This window comes from Cystobacter fuscus, from assembly GCF_002305875.1.
Taxonomy (GTDB): Bacteria; Myxococcota; Myxococcia; order Myxococcales; family Myxococcaceae; genus Cystobacter; species Cystobacter fuscus_A.
This window is the reverse complement of the sequence record NZ_CP022098.1, coordinates 7,924,116-7,943,102: the sequence shown is the minus strand read 5'-3', so window position 1 is coordinate 7,943,102 and position 18,987 is coordinate 7,924,116. Positions and strand designations below refer to the sequence as shown.

The following is an 18,987-nucleotide window of genomic DNA, read 5'->3' as shown; positions in this document are numbered from 1 at the left end:
CGCCGTTTTCACCCCCCCTTCAGGAGAGATGGACATGACCCGGCGAACGCCGCTCAACGACGCCCACCGTGCGCTGGGCGCCCGGATGGTGGACTTCGCCGGCTGGGACATGCCGGTGCAGTACAGCTCCGTCATCGCCGAGCACGAGGCCGTGCGCAACGCGGTGGGCCTCTTCGACGTGTCCCATATGGGGGAGATCGAGTTCACCGGCCCCGGCGCCCTGGAGACCGCCAACCGGCTCATCACCAACGACCTCTCCAAGTGTGCGGATGGCCAGGCGCTCTACGCCGGGCTGCTCGACGAGCAGGGCGGCTTCGTGGACGACGTGGTGGCCTACCGCTTCTCGCCCGAGCGCATCCTCATCGTCGTCAACGCCTCCAACAAGGACAAGGACTTCGCCTGGATGCTCGCGCGCGCCGAGGGCGTCAAGCCCGTGGACCGCAGCGACGACTACGCGCAGATCGCCGTGCAGGGCCCCAAGGCCGCGGCGCTCGTGCAGCGGCTCACCCCGGTGGACCTGACGAAGATCGGCACCTACCGCTTCGCGGAAGGCAAGGTGGCGGGCATCGCCTGCATCGTCTCGCGCACCGGCTACACGGGCGAGGACGGCTTCGAGCTGTACTGCGCGCCCGGTGACGCGGAGGCGCTCTGGAAGGCGCTGCTCCAGGAGGGGCAGGCCGACGGCGTGAAGCCCTGTGGCCTCGGTGCCCGCGACAGCCTGCGCACGGAGATGAAGTTCGCCCTCTACGGCAACGACATCGACGACGCGCACACCGCGCTGGAGGCCGGGCTCGGGTGGATCTGCAAGCTGGACAAGGCGGGTGGCTTCATCGGCCGCGACGCGCTGGCGAAGCAGAAGGCCGAGGGACTCCAGCGCAAGCTCGTGGGCTTCGAGGTGACTGGCTCGGGCATCCCCCGGCATGGCTACCCGCTGCTCAAGGACGGTCAGCGGGTAGGCGAGGTGACGAGCGGTACCCAGGGACCCTCGGTGAAGAAGCCCATCGGCATGGGCTACGTGCCCGTGGAGCTGTCCACGGAGGGCTCGACCTTCGACGTGGAAATCCGGGGCCGCGCGGTGCCCGCCGTGGTGGTGAAGACCCCCTTCTGGAAGAAATAGAGGAGCGACGCACATGGCTGGCAACATTCCCCCGAATCTCAAGTACACCGAGGAGCACGAGTGGGCCCGGCAGGAGGGCTCCGTGGTGGTGGTGGGCGTCACCGACCACGCCCAGTCGTCCCTGGGTGAAGTGGTCTACGTGGAGCTGCCCAAGGTGGGCGCCACCCTCACCGCTGGCAAGCAGTTCGGCGTCATCGAGTCCACCAAGGCTGTCTCCGACCTCTACTCGCCCCTGTCGGGCAAGGTCGTGAAGGTCAACGAGGCGCTGCTCGCCGATGCCGCCGCCATCAACACGGACCCCTACGGGGCCGGGTGGATCCTCGAGCTCGAGCCCTCGGACAGCAGCCAACTGGCGGGACTCCTGGATGCCGCCGCGTACGGGAACCTGGTGAAGAACTCCTGACGCCTTTCGGACTGGCGCGCGCGAGGCCGGATGTTATCCACGGCCTCCCGGCTTCACCCGCACCGCGAGTGATCGATACCTATGTCCTTGAACTGGAAATACCAGGAGTCTTTCGCCGACCGGCACATCGGTCCGGATGAGAAGGAACTGCAGGGGATGCTGAAGACGATGGGCGTGGGCTCGCTCGACGAGCTCATCGACCAGACCGTCCCCCCAGCCATCCGCTCGAAGGAGCCCCTGTGGGTGGCGGGAGGCTGGTCCGAGACCGAGGCGCTCTCGGCGCTGGAGTCCATCGCGGCGAAGAACCAGCTCTTCCGCTCGTTCATCGGCATGGGCTACTCCGACACCCAGACGCCGCTCGTCATCCTGCGCAACATCCTGCAGAACCCGGGCTGGTACACCCAGTACACGCCCTACCAGGCGGAGATCGCCCAGGGCCGGCTGGAGGCGCTGCTCAACTTCCAGACGATGATCATGGACCTCACGGGCCTGGAGGTCGCCAACGCCTCGCTGCTCGACGAGGGCACGGCCGCCGCCGAGGCCATGGCGCTCGCCGTCGCCCAGTACAAGGGCGAGGGCAAGGGCGCCTTCTTCGTGTCCGAGACGTGCCACCCCCAGACGCTCGACGTGGTGCGCACGCGCGCCCAGCCGCTGGGCGTGGAGATCGTCGTGGGCGACCACCGCACGGTGGACCTGTCCGCGAAGAAGTACGTGGGCGGGCTCGTGCAGTACCCGGCCACGGATGGCGTCGTGCACGACTACCGCGCCTTCGGCGAGAAGCTGCACGCGGTGGGCGGGCTCTTCATCGTCGCCACGGATCTGCTGGCGCTCACGCTGCTCACGCCCCCGGGCGAGTTCGGCGCGGACGTGGCGGTGGGCAGCGCCCAGCGCTTCGGCGTGCCCATGGGCTACGGCGGTCCGCACGCGGCCTTCTTCGCCACGAAGAACGCCTTCACCCGCATCATGCCGGGCCGCATCATCGGCGTGTCCGAGGACGCCCAGGGCCAGCGCGCCCTGCGCATGGCGCTGCAGACGCGCGAGCAGCACATCCGCCGCGAGAAGGCCACGAGCAACATCTGCACCGCGCAGGTGCTGCTGGCCATCATGGCCGGCATGTACGCGGTGTACCACGGGCCCCGAGGCCTCAAGGCCATCGCCGAGCGCGTGCACGGACTCACGGTGCTTCTCTCGCGCGGGCTGACGAAGCTCGGCTTCACCGCCACCCACGAGCACGTCTTCGACACGCTGCGCGTGGACGCGACGCCCCCGCAGGTGCGCGCCATCCTCTCGGCCGCCGAGGCCAACCGGATGAACTTCCGCCGCATCGACGAGCGCACCATCGGCCTGAGCCTGGACGAAGTCACCCGCGCCTCGGACGTGGAGTCCATCCTCTCCGTGTTCGCCGGGGGCAAGGCCCTGGGCTTCTCCATGGACGAGCTGGGCCAGGGCATCGACAGCCCGCTGCCCGCGAGCCTGCGGCGCACGAGCGCCTACCTCACGCACCCCGTCTTCAACAGCTACCACTCCGAGACGGAGATGCTGCGCTACATCCGCCGGCTCGAGTCGCGCGACCTGTCGCTCACGCACTCGATGATTCCGCTCGGCTCGTGCACGATGAAGCTCAACGCCACCGCGGAGATGGTGCCGGTGACGTGGCCGCAGTTCGGCAAGCTGCACCCGTTCGCGCCCAGCTCCCAGGCCTCCGGCTACCGGCTCCTGTTCGAGCAGCTCGAGGGGATGCTGGCGGCCGTGACGGGCTTCGCCGGCGTGTCGCTCCAGCCCAACGCGGGCAGCCAGGGCGAGCTCGCGGGCCTGCTCGTGGTGCGCGCCTGGCAGCAGCACCGCGGCCAGGGCCACCGGGACGTGTGCCTCATCCCCTCGTCGGCGCACGGCACCAACCCGGCCTCGGCGGTGATGGCGGGCTACAAGGTCGTCGTCGTCAAGTGCGACGAGAGCGGCAACATCGACGTGGCCGACCTGCGCGCGAAGGCGGACGAGCACAAGAACAACCTCGCCGCCCTCATGGTGACCTACCCGTCCACGCACGGCGTGTTCGAGGAGGACATCAAGGAGATCTGCGCCGTGGTGCACGAGCGCGGCGGCCAGGTGTACATGGACGGGGCGAACCTCAACGCCCAGGTGGGGCTGACGAAGCCGGCGGAGATCGGCGCGGACGTCTGCCACATCAACCTGCACAAGACGTTCTGCATCCCCCACGGTGGTGGCGGCCCCGGCATGGGTCCCATCTGCGTGGCGAGCCACCTGACGCGCTTCCTGCCGGGCCACCCGGTCATCGCCACGGGCGGCAACGATGGCATCGGCGCCATCTCCGCGGCTCCGTGGGGCAGCGCGAGCATCCTCGTCATCTCGTGGATGTACATCGCGATGATGGGCGGGGACGGGCTCACCCGGGCCACGAAGACGGCCATCCTCAACGCCAACTACATCGCCGAGCGGCTGCAGCCGCACTACCCGGTGCTCTACCGCGGCAAGCGTGGCCGCGTGGCGCACGAGTGCATCGTGGACCTGCGCCCGCTGAAGAAGACGACGGGCGTCGAGGTGGAGGACGTGGCCAAGCGGCTCATGGACTACGGCTTCCACGCGCCCACGGTGTCCTTCCCGGTGTCGGGCACGTTGATGATCGAGCCCACCGAGAGCGAGTCCAAGGCGGAGTTGGATCGGCTGTGTGACGCGCTCATCGCCATCCGGGAGGAGATCCGGGAGATCGAGGACGGTCGGATGCCTCGGGACAACAACGTGCTGAAGAACGCGCCGCACACCGCCCGCGTCATCACCGCGCCCGAGTGGAACCGTCCCTACTCACGTGAGAAGGCGGCCTTCCCGGCGCCGTGGGTGAAGGAGCACAAGTTCTGGCCCGCGGTGGGCCGGCTCAACAACGTGCTCGGCGACCGCAAGCTCGTGTGCTCGTGCCCCCCCATCGAGGACTACCTGCCGCCCGAGCCGTCCAAGGCGGCGTAGTTCCGGCGAGCATCGCCGTTCATCCCAGGGCCCCGGGTTCCATCGAACCCGGGGCCCTCGTCTTTGGGAACTCGAAGGCGGCGGGAGTATCCGAGGCCGCCGGCAGCATCAGCACGAAGCGGGCCCCGCCGGAGTGGTTCTCCGCGTGGAGCGTGCCCCCGACGCGCGCCACGTAGTCGCGGCACAGGGCGAGCCCCAGTCCCGTCCCCTGGCCCGGGGGCTTGGTGGTGAAGAAGGGCTCGAAGAGCCGGGGCAGCACGTCTGGAGGGATGCCCGGTCCGTTGTCCTCCACCCGCAGGCACACGGCTCCCGCCTCCTGGTGCGCGCTCACCTTGATGTGGGGCCGGCGCGGGGGTCGGGCCGACTGCGCCGCGTCCGCCGCGTTGATGAGCAGGTTCACCAGCACCTGCACCATGTGCCGCTGACCCAGCCGGACCGCCGGCAGCTCCGGGGCGAGCGCCAACGAGACCTCGCCGCCCTCGCGCAGGCGCACCGAGGCGAGCCGCTTCGCCTCCTTCAGGGCCTCCTCCAGCACGCCCGGTTCCTGCTCGCCCAGGGGGTCCGCGCGCGAGAAGCCCCGTAGATCCGTGACGATCTGCTGGATGCGCATCACCCCCTGCTTCGTCTCGTCGAGCACGTCCCGGAACTCCTCGCGCTCGATCGTCCACGCCTCGTCCGCGGTCTCCCTCTGCAGGTAGCTCAGGTTGGCCTTCACGAAGGCCAGGGGGTTGTTCACCTCGTGCGCCACCCCGGCGGCCAGTTGCCCCACCAGCACGAGCCGCTCCACCTCCGCGCGCTCGAGCGCGGCACGCGCGCGCAGGCGCTCGCTCTCCGCGAGTTGCTCGAGAGCCTGGAGCCGCTCCTGGTGCGCCGCGAGCTGCGCATCCAGCATGTGCCGGTACATGCGCGTGCCGACGAGCGCCAGTCCCAGGAAGGTGGTGTAGCTCGTCAGCTGGAGGATCACCCGCGACAGGGGGACATCGGCCATGGCGTTCACGATGACGATCGCCACGAGTGACACCCCTCCGCTCAGCAGCGTCGGCATGCGGCTGCCGGGGGTGAACACCGCCAGGATGAAGGGCAGGGCGGCGTACATGCAGAAGTAGGGACTCTCCGGGCCTCCACTCAGGAGGATGAAGCTCGTGAGGGCCACGAATCCAACGACCGAGGCGATCACCCCCGCCCACTTCATCGGCAGCCAGCCCGCGCCCACGCAGACACCCATCAGCGCGAAGAGCATGGTCCATGCGGCCTGAAGGCCCACGAGCAGTCTGGGAAAGGACTGCATCACCACGCAGTGCAACACGAGCCCGAGCGTCAGGCAGCCCGCGCCAATGAAGTAGTTTCTGCGCTGCATCCGCAGCAGGGCCTTCAAACCCGAGGAGTCCGCCGTCATCGCGCGCGGATGCTAACCCTCGGGGTGTCTCGGTACCGGGCGAGGCCCCCCGCGCGCTCCGCTCTCTTCCCGGGTCTGTACGGAAGTCGACCTTGAGTGTGTCCCCTTCGTTACGGCCCTGAACACGTGGTGGGTGTCCGGGCTCGTCTCAGGGGTTCCTCACGGGGGCTCAGGCCGCCACGCTCGTCGCCGGGGCCTTGTCCTCGTCGAGCTGGGGACCGAGCCACCGCGCCGCCTCCTCGATCGTCATCCCCTTGCGGCGTGCGTAGTCCTCGAGCTGATCCCGGCCGATCTTCCCCAGCCCGAAGTACTTCGCCTCGGGGTGGTTGAAGTAGAAGCCGCTGACGCTGCTGGGCGGCGTCATCGCGTAGCTCTCCGTCAACGACACCCCCGTCGCCTTCGTGGCCTCGAGCAGTGCGAAGAGCGTGCCCTTCTCCGTGTGCTCCGGACACGCGGGATAGCCGGGCGCCGGACGGATGCCGCGGTACTGCTCGCGGATGAGCTGCTCGTTGGACAGGTCCTCGTGCTTGCCGAAGCCGCAGAACTCACGGGCGCGCTTGTGCATCAGCTCCGCCATGGCCTCGGCGAGGCGGTCTCCCAGCGCCTGCACCATGATGGCCGAGTAGTCGTCGTGCTTCTGGCGGAAGCGCTCGGCGAAGGCCTCCACGCCCAGCCCCGCCGTCACCACGAAGCCCCCGCAGTAGTCGATGCGGCCGCTGTCTTTCGGCGCCACGAAGTCCGCCAGGCACAGGTGGGCCTGCTCCGACGGCTTCTCGGCCTGCTGCCGCAACATGCGCAGCGTGCCCAGCACCTTCGAGCGCGTCTCGTCGGTGTACAGCTCGATGTCATCGTCCACGGAGTTGCAGGGCCAGAAGCCCAGCACCGCCCGCGCGGTGAAGCGCTTCTCCTCGACGATGCGCTTGAGCAAGCTCCGCGCGTCGTCGTACAGCCTGCGCGCCTCGGCGCCCACCACGGCGTCCTCGAGGATGCGCGGGAAGGCACCGTACAGCTCCCAGGCGTTGAAGAAGGGCCCCCAGTCGATGAAGGGCACCACCTCCGCGAGCGGCACGTCGTCGAACACCCGCGTGCCCAGGAACTCGGGCCGGGGGATGTCGACCTGTGCCCAGTCATACGTGGCGCGGCGCCGGCGTGCCTCCGCGAGCGGCAGGAGCTTGCGCTGCACCCGGCGGGCGGCGAAGTCCTCGCGGGCCCGGTTCTGCTTCTCGGAGACCTCCGCCAGGAAGCCCGGCTTCTGCTCGGGGGACAGCAGCGCGCTCACCACGTTCACCACGCGCGAGGCGTCCAGCACGTGCACCACGCCGGGCTCGTACTCCGGCGCGATCTTCACCGAGGTGTGTGGATGGCTGGTGGTGGCGCCTCCAATGAGCAGCGGCACGTCGAAGCCCAGGCGCCTGGCCTCCTTCGCCACGTTCACCATCTCGTCGAGCGAGGGCGTGATGAGCCCCGACAGCCCGATGACGTCCACCTTCTCCTTGTTCGCCGTGGTGAGGATCTTCTCGGTGGGCACCATCACGCCCAGGTCGATGACCTCGTAGTTGTTGCAGGCGAGCACCACGCCCACGATGTTCTTGCCGATGTCGTGCACGTCGCCCTTCACCGTGGCGAGCAGCACCTTGCCCTGCGTGCGCGCCTCGCCTCCCGCCTCCTGCTGGCGCCGCTTCTCCTCCTCCATGAAGGGCGTCAGCCACGCCACCGCGCGCTTCATCACTCGCGCCGACTTCACCACCTGCGGCAGGAACATCTTGCCCGCGCCGAAGAGGTCTCCCACCACGCGCATGCCGTCCATCAGTGGGCCCTCGATGATGTCCAGCGGGCGCTTGTACTGGAGCCGCGCCTCCTCGGTGTCCGCCTCGATGAAGGCGTCGATGCCCTTGACGAGCGCGTGGGAGAGCCGCTCGGCCACCGGGGCGTTGCGCCAGGCGAGGTCCTCCTTCACCTCGAGCTTCGAGTCGCCTCCCTGCCGCGCCTTGAGTTGCTCGGCGTAGGTGATGAGCCGGTCGGTGGCGTCCGGGCGGCGGTTGAGCAGCACGTCCTCGACGTACTCGAGCAGCTCCTTGGGAATCTCCTCGTACACGCCGAGCATGCCGGCGTTGACGATGCCCATGTCCATGCCCGCGGCGACGCCGTGGAACAGGAAGGCGGTGTGGATCGCCTCGCGCACCGGGTTGTTGCCCCGGAACGAGAAGGACACGTTGGACACGCCGCCCGACACCTTCGCGTGGGGCAGGGTGGCCTTGATGATGCGCGTGGCCTCGAAGAAGTCCACGGCGTAGTTGTTGTGCTCCTCGATGCCCGTGGCCACGGTGAGGATGTTGGGATCGAAGATGATGTCTTCCGGCGGGAAGCCCACCCCGTCCACCAGCAGCCGGTAGGCGCGCGTGCAGATGCGCACCTTGTCGTCACGCGTGGCCGCCTGGCCCTGCTCGTCGAAGGCCATCACCACCGCGGCGGCGCCATAGCGGCGGATGAGCCGCGCGCGGCGCAGGAACTCGGCCTCTCCGTCCTTGAGCGAGATGGAGTTGACGATCCCCTTGCCCTGGATGCACTTGAGGCCGGCCTCCAGCACGCTCCACTTCGACGAGTCGAGCATCAGCGGCACGCGCGAGATTTCCGGCTCGGCGGCGATGAGGTTGAGGAACTTCACCATCGTCGACTCACCGTCGATGAGCGCCTCGTCGACGTTGATGTCGAGGATGTTGGCGCCCGACTCCACCTGTTGCCGGGCGATGGAAAGGCACGCATCCCAGTCGCCCGCCTTGAGCGCCTTGGCGAACTTGGGAGAGCCGGTGATGTTGGTCCGCTCGCCAATGATTTGAAAACGCGAGGCCTGGTTGGTCACGGCGGTGTCCTCCTTCATCGGGCTAGGGGACGACGAGCGGCTCGAGACCACTGAGCCTCATGGTGTGTGTGGGGGCAATCGCGGCGCGAGGCGCGAAGGACGACACGGCGGAGGCGATGGCGGCGATGTGGTCCGGTGTCGAGCCACAACAGCCTCCCACCATGTTCACCCAGCCCTGCCGGGCGAAGTCGCTCAGTGAGTTCGCCATGTCGGCGGGCGTCTCGTCGTAGCCGCCGAACGCGTTGGGCAGGCCGGCGTTGGGGTAGCAGGTGACATGGCACTCGGCGATCCGCGCCAGCTCCTGCATGTAGGGCCGCATGTCCCTGGCGCCGAGCGCGCAGTTGATGCCCACGCTGAAGGGCCGGGCATGGCGGATGGAGTGGTAGAACGCGCTGATGGTCTGTCCGGACAGCGTGCGCCCCGAGGCGTCGGTGATGGTGACGGACACCATGACGGGCACGCGCGTGCCCAGCTCCTCGAAACAGGCGTCGATGGCGAAGAGCGCGGCCTTGGCGTTGAGCGTGTCGAAGATGGTCTCCACCAGCAGCGCGTCCACTCCGGCCGACAGCAGCGCGCGCACCTGCTCCGCGTAGGACTCCACCACCTGATCCCACGTCACCGCGCGGTAGTCGGGGCGGTTGACGTCGGGCGACATCGACAGCGTGCGGTTGAGCGGCCCGATGGCCCCGGCGACGAAGCAGCGCCGGCCCGGGGTGGCGGCCTCGGCGGCCAGCGCGGCCCTGCGGGCGCACGCCACCGCGGCCACGTTCAGCTCGGTGACGAGCGAGCCCAGCTCATAGTCCGCCTGGGCGATGGACGTGCCGCTGAAGGTGTTCGTCTCCGCCATGTCGGCACCCGCGGCGAAGTAGCGCGCGTGGATGTCCTCGATGACGTCGGGCCGCGTGAGGCACAGCAGATCGTTGTTGCCCTTGAGATCCTTGGGGTGCGCCTTGAAGCGCTCGCCGCGGAAGTCCGCCTCGGTGAGCGGATAGGTCTGGACCATGGAACCCATGGCGCCATCCAGCACGGCGATGCGCTGGGCGAAGAGCTGCTCGAGTTCCTGGGCGGTGTGGTGGGGCCGGCTCATGGGGCTCTGGGGGCGAGGGAAGAGGGACGAAGGGGGGCGGGGGGCAGCAGGGCCGGCGCCAGGGGGCGCGTGCCCGTGAGGAGGAAGGCCTTGAATGGAGACGCGGCGTCACGCGGCGCGGCCACCAGCGTGGGCGTCTCGAGCCCCGCCGCGCGCATCGCGTTCTGGAGCGCCGCGGGCTCGAAGCCCAGGTGCTGGTGGCCCAGGCGCGAGCGCACCCACTGCTCGTCGTGGGGCATCAACTCGAGCACCACCATGCGCCCGCCGGGCCGCAAGAGCCGCGCTCCCTCGGACAGCACGCGCTCGCACGCGTTCACGTGGTGCAGGCTCTGGGAGAGCACCACCAGATCCTGCGCCCCGCTCTCGAGCGGCAGCGCCTTGAGGTCGGCCTCGAGGAAGGTGATGTTGCGCAGCCCCAGGCGCCCGGCCTCGGCGCGGGCCTTGTCCAGCGCGGCCGGGTTGTGGTCGATGGCCGTGACGTGCCGCGCCCAGCGCGCCAGCTCCACCGTGAGCACGCCGGTGCCACAGCCGAAGTCCACCACGTCCAGCGGCGGCAGGAGGCTCGCCAGCGCCGAGGCCCACAGCCGCCAGGACTGGCCCGGCTCGAGCAGCTTCTCGTTGAGCGTGAGCGCGTCTTCCCGGCGCTGCAGCAGCTCCGTCAGCCGCGCCAGGTCGCCGTGCTCGTCGGGCGCGTCCTTCGCCAGGCGGATGAGCGGCCACAGCGGCGCCTTCTCATCCACCATCAGCGAGTAATAGGTGAACCCTCCCTGGCGCTCCTCGCGGATGAGCTCCAGCGCCTTGAGCTTCGTCAGGTGGTGCGACACCGACGACTGCGCCACTCCCACCAGCGACACCACCTCGGACACGTTGAGGCGCGCCTCTCCCACGAGCCGCAGGATGCGCAGCCGCGTCGGATCTCCCAGGGCCTTGAAGGTTTCAGTCAGTTCGAGCATCTCGACGTATGTCGATATATCGATGCCGGTGTCCCATAGCAAGGTCCGAGCCGTTTTCCGGGCTATAGCGTTGACTTCCGAGCCTGCTCGCTCGCCCGCGAAAGGGGGCCTCATGGACATGCCGCTGGTGACGAAGGGGGACCCGGGGCATCCGTCCATCCTGTTCCTGCATGGGGCGGGAGTCAGTGGTTGGATGTGGGAGGCCCAGATGGAGCCGCTCTCGAGCCGCTACCACTGCCTCGCGGTGGATCTGCCGGGGTTTGGCAAGAACACGGCCGCGCCCTGGGCGTCCCTGGCCCACACGGCCGAGCAGCTCGCCCAGCTCATCGCCACCCGGACGCGGACCGGCTCCGCCCGTGTCGTGGGCCTGTCCCTGGGGGGGCACCTCGCCCTGCGGCTGCTGGCCCATCATCCGCGGGTCTGCGGCGACGTCATCGTCAGTGGAGTCACCACCCGGCCCTACTCCTCGCCTCGGGTGATGCGTCTGATGTACGCGGCCGTGATGAGCCTGAGCACGGCGAAGGTGGTGCTCCAGATGAGCGCGCGGGCGATGAAGATCCCCGACGCCTACATGGAGCGTTTCCTCGAGGACATGCGCACCTCGTCACCCGTGGTGATGAAGGCGGTGTTCGACGAGCTGCTCGGCTCGCGGCTTCCCGAGGCGCTGGGGGCGGCTTCGGGTTTCGACGGTGGAGCCCATCGGGTGCTCGCCGTCGCGGGCTCGAGGGAGCATCCGAAGATCCGCGCCGAGCTGCCGGACTTCACCCGGCTGATTACGGGCGCATGGGCCGCCCGCGTACCGGACGCGGGCCATACCTGGAACGTGGAGTACCCGGAGCTGTTCACGCGGATGATCGACGACTGGTTCGGCGGACACCGGTTGACCCTGGGCCTCACGCGTGTGGAGGGGGACGCGGCGTAGCGTTTCCAGCTACGTCTTTCCGGGAGGCAGCGCGACGCGAACGCGCGCCGGCTCGACGTGCACCACCACGTCCACCACCTCGGGGAACTCCGCCTGCAGCCGTGCTTCCACCGCGTCCGCCAGCTCATGGGCGCGCGCGGTGGACATCTGAGGATCCACCTCGATCTTCAGGTCCACGTACACCGTGCCCTCCATGCCCCGGCTGCGCACGTCGTGGCAGGAGCGCACCCCCGGCACCTGGAGGGTGAGGGTGGCCACCTTCTGTTTGTCCAGCCGCGCCGTGTCCGAGAGGATGCCCACCGCCTGCTTGACGATGTCCCACGCCACCCGGGCCACGAAGACCATCACCCCGAGCGTCACGAGGCCATCGGCCTTCGGGTAGCCCAGCCACACGAGCCCGAGCGAGGCGAGCACCGCCAGCGTGACGCCCACGTCCGAGAGCGTGTGCCGGGCGTCCGCGAGCAGCAGGGGACTCTGGAGCTCGCGTCCCCAGGACTGCTCCACGCGCGTGACGCACAGGTTGACGAGTAGGGTGCCGACCATCATGCCCAGCGTGAGCGGCGTCACCTCGGGGTGGCGGTCATGGAGCAGCGAGTCGAGGGCCATGCGCCCCAGCTCCAGCATGGACGTGCCGATGAGCGCGCCAATGCCCAGGGAGGCGAGGGCCTCGAACTTGCCGTGGCCGTAGGGATGATCCTCGTCCGCGGGCCGAGCGGCCACGGACATGGCCACGAGCGCGAGCACGTTGGAGCCACCGTCGATGAAGGAGTGCACGCCATCGGCCATCACCGCGGCCGAGCCGCTCTTCAGGCCCAGCAGGAGCTTGATCAGGGCCACGGCCCAGTTGGCCACGAGGATGGCGGCGAGAACGTTGCGTACCTTGCGGTTGCGCTCGATCGGGGAGGCGTCCACGCGGCGCACCCTAGTGCCCTCAGTTGGGCTGGCGGAAGAGCCTCATCCGGGGACCTCCGCCCATGTCCATGAAGAAACCAAAGGAGAAGCGCACCTTGGCGTCGTCCTCCAACAGGCCCGGCGGAGGATTGGGGAAGGGCTGGGCGCGGCGGAAGGACTCGACGGCCTCCATGTCCAGGAAGTCCAGGCCGCAGCTCTTCTCGATGGTGATGTCCGCCACCTTGCCCTGCTCGTCCAGGGTGACGCGCACCAGCGTGTGGCGATCCCTGCCGGCGTACGTGGCGCCCGTGGGATCCCGGCGCATGAGCGCCATGTTCGGATTCCAGTGCGTGCCCACGCTCTGCTTCACCCGGTTGAAGAAGCTCGCGTACTTCCACTCGCGCGTGTTGAGGTAGGTGCCGTCCCCCTCGTCCACGTCCTTGAGGTGATCATTCGGGGCGCCGCCGATGATCTGATCCATCACCGCCTGCGAGGGCATGAGCCGGGCGAGCCCCGACGTGCCCACGCGGCCCTCGGAGCCCTCGTCGCCGTCGCCCGTGCCGTCCTGGACGCGCAGCCGCTTCGCGTTGCCGATGATCTCGTCGCTCTCGTTGCGGTTGGACACCTCCACGCCGGGACCGCGGTTGTTCGGGTCCTGCCGCATGGCGATCTCCTGCTTGCGCCGGGCATCGGGCAGCTCGAAGGCGGACTTCTTGCCGCCCTCGCTCAAGGGCCGGTCATCCGCGCCCCGGCCGTTGTTGCCCGCCACGTGCCCCGCCTGCTCCTCGCTCACGCCGGAGCCCTGGCGCGCCTCGCGCGCCGTCGTCTGGGGCTGGGCCGTCTTGTAGTGGGCCGTCTGCTCTCGCGCGCGCGTCTCCTTCTGCACCTTGTTGTCCTGCTCGGCGAGGTACTTCGCGTCCGGCGCCTCCTGGCGATTGCCCGGAGCCACGTCCACCACCTGTCCGTCCGGACGCTTCTCGGGCTTCTTCTCCTCCTTCTTCTTCGGAGGCGGCGCCTTCGCGGTGGAGGGGCTCTTGGCCAGGGGTCCCCGGTTCTTCTCCCACTCCTGGGCCGTCATGGGCCGCAGCGCCACGGCGCTCGGAGGCTTGGGCGTGGGCTCGGGGGGCAGGTTCACCTGGATGTACGCCATGAGGGCGAGCAGGCCCACGAACGCTCCCTGCAACAGCAGGGCCAGGAGCGTGGCAAGGAGGTAGCGGGCGGGGTGTTCCCGCCGACGCCGGCGCCTGGATGGCTGCTCTGGATGCGATGGACCCGTCGACACGCGCGTGGATGATAACCCTTGAGTGGGCTGCTTACTCCCGAACCGTCGCCGGGACGACAGGAGAGCGGAGGAGGGCCTCCCGTCCGGGGGCCTCCGAGCCGTGGGCCCTCAGTAGATGGGCGCGACCTCGGCGCCGTTGAAGTAGAAGCGCAGGATGTCCTGGTAGCGCTGGCCCGCCTCGGCCCGGCCGATGGCGCCCGTCTGGCACATGCCCACGCCGTGGCCCCAGCCGCCGCCCCGGAAGTGCCAGCCGGTGAGGTGGCCCTCCGCGTCACGCTCCTCGTCCACCAGCGCCATGGAGCTGTTGAGCATGCCGAAGAGGCGGCGGATGTTCAGCTCGCCGCGCACTTGCGTCACCCCGCGCTCGCCGGCCACCGTGAGGGTGCGGGCCCGGCCGGACACGCCCCGCTCCCCGAGGCTCAGCGCCCGCACGGGGCCCACCCCCAGGCTGGCCGTGAAGGCGTTCACCTGCTCCACGCTGAAGCGCTTCTCCCAGCGGTACTTGCTCGGCTGCGCGAAGGTGGAGAGCCGGCAGGCCGTGGGCAGCTCCGCGCGCAGGTACTCGGAGAGGGAGTCCGGGCCGGGCAGTCCCTCGGTGGGGCCCAGCACGTCGGGACGGCCGCGCAGGTTGGGGTTGGGGGGGCCGCCCCAGACGACGTCGTTGTCCTCCGTGTGGCCCCCGCACACCGCGCTGTACACCGAGTCCACCAGCCGCCCCTGCTGCGAGAAGAGGCCCTCGCCCCGGGTGGCCTCCACCGCCGCCGTGGTGCTGGCCGCCTCGCCCGTGCGCCCGCGGTACACCGCGCAGTGCTGCTCGGAGCACAACAGGAAGGGGTCCGCCAGGTGTTTGATGCCCACCTTGGCCAGCACCTCGCCGCGCGCCGTCACCGCCTGCGCCTTGAGTGCCTCCGGGTGCGCCCGCGCGTAGATCTCCGAGGGCACCAGCCCCTTGAGCAGATCCTCCAGCCGCACCAGGTTCACCGCCGCGAGCGTGCCGTGGCGATCCACCGTGAGCTGGAGCGTGCCCCGGAAGCTCCGGTCCTCGAAGCCGTGGTTGTCGTAGCCGACGTCGTGCTCCACCTGCCGCACGTCGAAGCCGGACTCGTCCAGCGTCTCCGCGAGGACCGAGTCCTGGGCGAGCCCCACCACGACGCCGGACTCGTCCCGCACCTCGAGGATGGCGCGCGAGGGGACGCGGACCTCCTCGAAGAGGCTGGTGCGCGCGCCGTACTCGCGCAGCAGCTCCGCCTGGCGCGCGGGCGCCTCGGTGGGAGAGAGCTGCTCCTGGGACAGCAGCAGGTAGCGCCGGTTGTCGATGACCTTGCCGGCGATGCCGTAGAGCACGCCCAGCACGTGCACGCGCACCGCCACGCCCCGGGAGCGCCACAGGGCCTGGGCCTCGGCCAGTCCCGCCTTGTCCGGGAAGGGAACCTCCGCGAGCTGGAGGTACGAGGACAGCTCGGCGGGAGAACCCTCCGTCACCCGCACCGTCCACACCGAGCCCGCGGGGGCCTCGAGGACCCGGCCCTCCTCGCCGCCGAAGCGCAGCCGCATCCGCCCCCGGGGCGAGAAGCGCACCTCGCGCCGGCCCTGCATCAAGCCGATGGGGACCTGGGGCTCGCCGCCCCGGAAGTCCAGGCGCCGGAGCGTGTCCGGCGCGGGCAGCAGCTCGTCGACGGATTTGAGATCGGGCCCGGCGGGGAACGCGAGGGCATCCGGAGAGCGAGTGGACGCTCCGCCGTCCCGGGAGCGGGGCTCCACGGTGGGGGAGGGCGTGGGCGCCGCCTCCGGAGGTGGACGGGGCGTGGCGCAGGTGACGAGGGCGAACGCGAGGAGGGCGAGGACGACTTTGTGCAAAGCCCCCCGACGCTAACCGTGGACCGCTCCGCCCGCCATTCCCTGTTCGCGCGCGTGTGACTTCAGGCGGCCTTGAACTCGGGCGGCTTCCAGTTGGCGAAGTAGCGCGACTTGAACTTGGCGCAGTAGCGCACCAGGTTCGTCTGGCTCAGGGTGTACTGCTTGAGCTCCGTGTCCACGGGGTTGGCGATGATGCTCACCAGGAACGAGTACACCACCGCGTCGAACGACGAGGGCGTCTCGCTCAGCAGGTAGGGCTTGTTGCCCATGATCGTCGCGATCGAGAAGATGTCCGCCTTGGCCAGCTCCTGCACCTCGTCCATGGCGTGGCGTCCCGTGCCCTGGTCATGGAGGATCTGCAGCATCTTCTGGCGCAGATCCGACAGCGGCACCTGTCCGCCCACGACGTGGGGCACCATCGTCTCGGCGACGGGCAGATAGGCGAGCCAGCCGGCCTCGTCCACCCAGCGCATGTACACGATGTACCAGTAGGTGCACTCCTCCAGCATGCGCCGCACCGCGTGGCCCACCGCCACCTGCTCCGGCGTCAGCTTCGAGTCGAGCGGATCCCCATACTGCTTCTTCAGCCGCTCGATGATGAACTGGGAGTCACCCATGATCGTGCCGTCGATGTCGGCGTAGGGCGCCTTGCCCTTGGGGGCGTAGCGCAGATCCGCCAGCTTCACCTCATAGGGCAGGTCCACCATCCGCAGGTAGGCCTCCAGCTTGAAGCAGAACGGGCTGAGGTTCGGGGTCCCCCAGGCCACTGGGGTTTGATAGAGGGTGATCATGGGCGTCGTCTCACTCGATCGCGGATTGCCGCGGTTGCACGGTCGTGCTCATTGATTGTACCGGTTGGACCCGCACCTGAATCCCGCTGAATGCGGCGTTTCCACCGATTGCATCCAAAACCTGATCATCGGTGACATCATTGATGCTGACTCCGGCATGTGCGCCGGCCACCTGCATCTGGATGCCCTGGCGCCCATGGCCGTAGCCGTGGGGCAGGCTCACCACGCCGGGCATCACTTCGTCCGTCACGTTCACGGGGGCTTTGACTTCGCCCACACGGGAGGTGACGAGTGCCTCCTGTCCCTCCTCGAGGCCGAGGCGCCGCGCGTCCTCGGGGTGCACCATGAGCGTGCAGCGCGGCTTGCCACTGACGAGCCGGGGCACGTTGTGCATCCACGAGTTGTTGTCGCGCACGTGGCGCCGGCCGATGAGCAGCAGCGCGTCCTCGGAAGCGAAGGCCGGGGGTGTGGCGGGGAAGGCCTGGCGCAGCCGGTCCACGTCGGCCACCAACGGCTCGGGGGCGAGCTGGAGGCGGTGTCCGCGCGTGGCGAGCCGCTCGGGGAAGCAGGGCTTGAGGGGGCCCAGGTCCACGCCATGGGGCGCGGCCTTGAGGCTCGCGAGGCTCAGTCCCCGGCGCCAGGGCTTCAGCCGCATGCCGTAGGGGCCCCCGCGCAGGCCGAGGTCGAGGATGCCCTCGGGGCCGAGCGCCTTGAGGGCCCGGTAGGGCAGCTCGCCGCGCGTGAGGGGCTCGCCGCGCAGCGAGTCCAGGCGGTGCTTGAGCTCCAGGAAGATCTCCCAGTCCTGGAGCGCGCCCGGCGGTGGCGTGAAGAGGGGCGCCGAGTACTTCACGGTGTTGCGCACCGCGAACGTGTTGAAGATGAGATCGTAGTGGCCGCGCTCGAGCTGCGTGACGGGCGGCAGGATGATGTGCGCGTGCCGGGTCGTCTCGTTGATGTACGGATCGATGCTCACCATGAAGTCGAGCGACCCGAACGCCTGATCGAGCTGCCGGCCGTTGGGGGTGGAGACCACGGGGTTGCCCGCCGAGGTGACCAGGGCGCGGATCTGCCCCTCGCCCGGGGTGAGGATCTCCTCGCCGAGCACGGACACGGGCAGCTCACCGGAGAACTCGGCCAGCCCGCGCACGCGGCTCTTGAAGCGGCCCATGCTGCCGCGGCCGGCCGTCAGGGGGCGGGGGCCCTTGATCAGATCGAAGGCGGGCAGGGTGAACATGGCGCCGCCCTCGCGATCCATGTTGCCCGTCACCACGTTGATGACGTTGATGAGCCACTGGCACAGCGCGCCGAAGGGCTGGGTGGACACGCCCACGCGGCCGTAGCAGACGGCGGAGGACGAGGCGGCCAGCTCGAGCGCGAGCCGCCGCGTGGTGTCCGCGGGGATGCCGGTGTGGATCGCGGCGCGCTCGGGGGTGAACTCGCGCGCGAGCTCCTTCACGTGCACCAGGCCATCGGTGAAGTCCGCGAGCCGCCCGAGCTTCGGCCCCGCGCCCAGCAGCACGTGCAGGAGCGAGAAGAGCCAGAGCGCATCGGTGCCGGGGCGGATGAAGAGGTGCTCGTCCGCGATGCGGGCCGTCTCCGTGCGGCGCGGGTCCACCACCACCACCTTGCCGCCGCGCTGCTGGATGGCCTTGAGCCGGCCGCGCGTGCCCGGCGCCGTCATCAGGCTGCCATTGGAGGCGAGCGGATTGGCCCCGAGGATGAGCATGAAGTGCGTGCGGTCGATGTCCGGGATGGGGATGAGCAGCTGGTGCCCGAACATCAGGTAGGAGGCGACGTGGTGCGGGAGCTGGTCCACCGACGTGGCCGAGAACTTGTTGCGCGTGCGCAGCGCCTTCAGGAGGAAGGGCAGCAGGAGCATGGCGCCGTGGTTGTGCACGGTGGGATTGCCCACGTACACGCCCACCGCGTCCCGGCCGTGCTTCTGCTGCACGGCGTGCAGGCGCTTCGCCGTCTCGTCGAGGGCTTCCTTCCACGACAGCGGCTGCCAGCCCGAGGCGGTGCGCCGCACGGGGTTCCGGAGCCGATCGGGATCCTCGTGGAGATCCTGGAGCGCGACGGCCTTGGGGCAGATGTGGCCCTGGCTGAAGGGATCCTCGTCATCTCCGCGGATGGAGGTGACTCGGTCCCCGGCGGTCTCGATGCGCAGGCCGCACATGGCCTCGCACAGGTTGCACGTGCGGAAGTGGACGGCGGAGGGGGAAGGGGTAGGGCTCATCGGGAATCTCTCGGAGAAACCACGGAGGAGGAGAAAGGATGTCCTGGCGATCGGTGGAGGACAGGAGGGGGGGCTACCCTACTCAAGCCCGAGCGTTCGTGTGCGGCGGAGTGACGGACCTCGGGCGTGTATTCACGCCGGTCCCCCACTGTCCTCGACGCATCAGCCCCCTGGATGCCTGCTCGTACTGAATCCCGCCCCATGGCCGCGCAT

Annotated in this window: 13 protein-coding genes; 4 read left to right on the top strand and 9 right to left on the bottom strand. The window is 69.4% G+C overall.

The window, feature by feature from the left end; genetic code table 11:
* Positions 1-34 precede the first annotated feature (34 nt).
* The 3 genes from gcvT (at position 35) to gcvP (ending at position 4,499) form a co-directional block, all read left to right on the top strand.
* Positions 35-1,117 carry a glycine cleavage system aminomethyltransferase GcvT gene (gene gcvT, locus CYFUS_RS32000; RefSeq protein ID WP_095992358.1) on the top strand — a complete coding sequence of 361 codons (1,083 nt, stop codon included), beginning with the start codon at positions 35-37 and terminating at the stop codon, positions 1,115-1,117.
* Positions 1,118-1,130: 13 nt separating this feature from the next.
* Positions 1,131-1,520, top strand: coding sequence for a glycine cleavage system protein GcvH (gcvH, locus tag CYFUS_RS31995; RefSeq protein ID WP_095988665.1), 390 nt, complete (start codon positions 1,131-1,133; stop codon positions 1,518-1,520).
* An 81-nt stretch (positions 1,521-1,601) separates the two neighbouring features.
* Positions 1,602-4,499 carry an aminomethyl-transferring glycine dehydrogenase gene (gene gcvP, locus CYFUS_RS31990; protein ID WP_095988664.1) on the top strand — a complete coding sequence of 966 codons (2,898 nt, stop codon included), beginning with the start codon at positions 1,602-1,604 and terminating at the stop codon, positions 4,497-4,499.
* A gap of 19 nt (positions 4,500-4,518) precedes the next feature.
* Here gcvP and CYFUS_RS31985 read toward each other — a convergent pair whose 3' ends face one another.
* From CYFUS_RS31985 to CYFUS_RS31970, 4 genes are all read right to left on the bottom strand, one after another.
* Positions 4,519-5,895 (bottom strand): sensor histidine kinase, encoded by a 1,377-nt coding sequence (locus tag CYFUS_RS31985; RefSeq protein ID WP_198316205.1) that lies wholly within the window; start codon positions 5,893-5,895, stop codon positions 4,519-4,521.
* A 169-nt stretch (positions 5,896-6,064) separates the two neighbouring features.
* A complete protein-coding gene (gene metH, locus CYFUS_RS31980; protein WP_095992356.1) occupies positions 6,065-8,755 on the bottom strand; it encodes a methionine synthase in 2,691 nt (896 codons plus the stop codon).
* 22 nt (positions 8,756-8,777) lie between these two features.
* Positions 8,778-9,842, bottom strand: coding sequence for a homocysteine S-methyltransferase family protein (locus tag CYFUS_RS31975; RefSeq protein WP_095988663.1), 1,065 nt, complete (start codon positions 9,840-9,842; stop codon positions 8,778-8,780).
* A complete protein-coding gene (locus tag CYFUS_RS31970) occupies positions 9,839-10,795 on the bottom strand; it encodes an ArsR/SmtB family transcription factor (protein WP_095992355.1) in 957 nt (318 codons plus the stop codon). The genes CYFUS_RS31975 and CYFUS_RS31970 overlap by 4 nt, the downstream gene beginning before the upstream one ends.
* 112 nt (positions 10,796-10,907) lie before the next feature.
* On the opposite strand from CYFUS_RS31970, the gene CYFUS_RS31965 reads away from it, so the two are divergent.
* The gene (locus tag CYFUS_RS31965) at positions 10,908-11,717 is read left to right on the top strand and encodes an alpha/beta fold hydrolase (protein WP_157758782.1); all 810 of its coding nucleotides are present in this window, start codon (positions 10,908-10,910) and stop codon (positions 11,715-11,717) included.
* A gap of 9 nt (positions 11,718-11,726) precedes the next feature.
* Here the strand turns inward: CYFUS_RS31965 and CYFUS_RS31960 are convergent, their stop codons facing one another.
* From CYFUS_RS31960 to CYFUS_RS31940, 5 genes are all read right to left on the bottom strand, one after another.
* Positions 11,727-12,638, bottom strand: coding sequence for a cation diffusion facilitator family transporter (locus CYFUS_RS31960; RefSeq protein ID WP_095988661.1), 912 nt, complete (start codon positions 12,636-12,638; stop codon positions 11,727-11,729).
* Positions 12,639-12,648: 10 nt separating this feature from the next.
* Positions 12,649-13,776: a TonB family protein gene (locus tag CYFUS_RS31955; protein ID WP_095988660.1), complete on the bottom strand. Its 1,128-nt coding sequence runs from the start codon at positions 13,774-13,776 to the stop codon at positions 12,649-12,651.
* Positions 13,777-13,998: 222 nt separating this feature from the next.
* A complete protein-coding gene (locus CYFUS_RS31950) occupies positions 13,999-15,747 on the bottom strand; it encodes a SpoIID/LytB domain-containing protein (protein ID WP_095988659.1) in 1,749 nt (582 codons plus the stop codon).
* 62 nt (positions 15,748-15,809) lie between these two features.
* Positions 15,810-16,538: a glutathione S-transferase family protein gene (locus CYFUS_RS31945; RefSeq protein ID WP_095988658.1), complete on the bottom strand. Its 729-nt coding sequence runs from the start codon at positions 16,536-16,538 to the stop codon at positions 15,810-15,812.
* A 10-nt stretch (positions 16,539-16,548) separates the two neighbouring features.
* Complete coding sequence (locus CYFUS_RS31940) at positions 16,549-18,774, bottom strand: molybdopterin-dependent oxidoreductase (RefSeq protein WP_095988657.1); 2,226 nt, start codon at positions 18,772-18,774, stop codon at positions 16,549-16,551.
* Between the last annotated feature and the right edge of the window lie 213 nt (positions 18,775-18,987).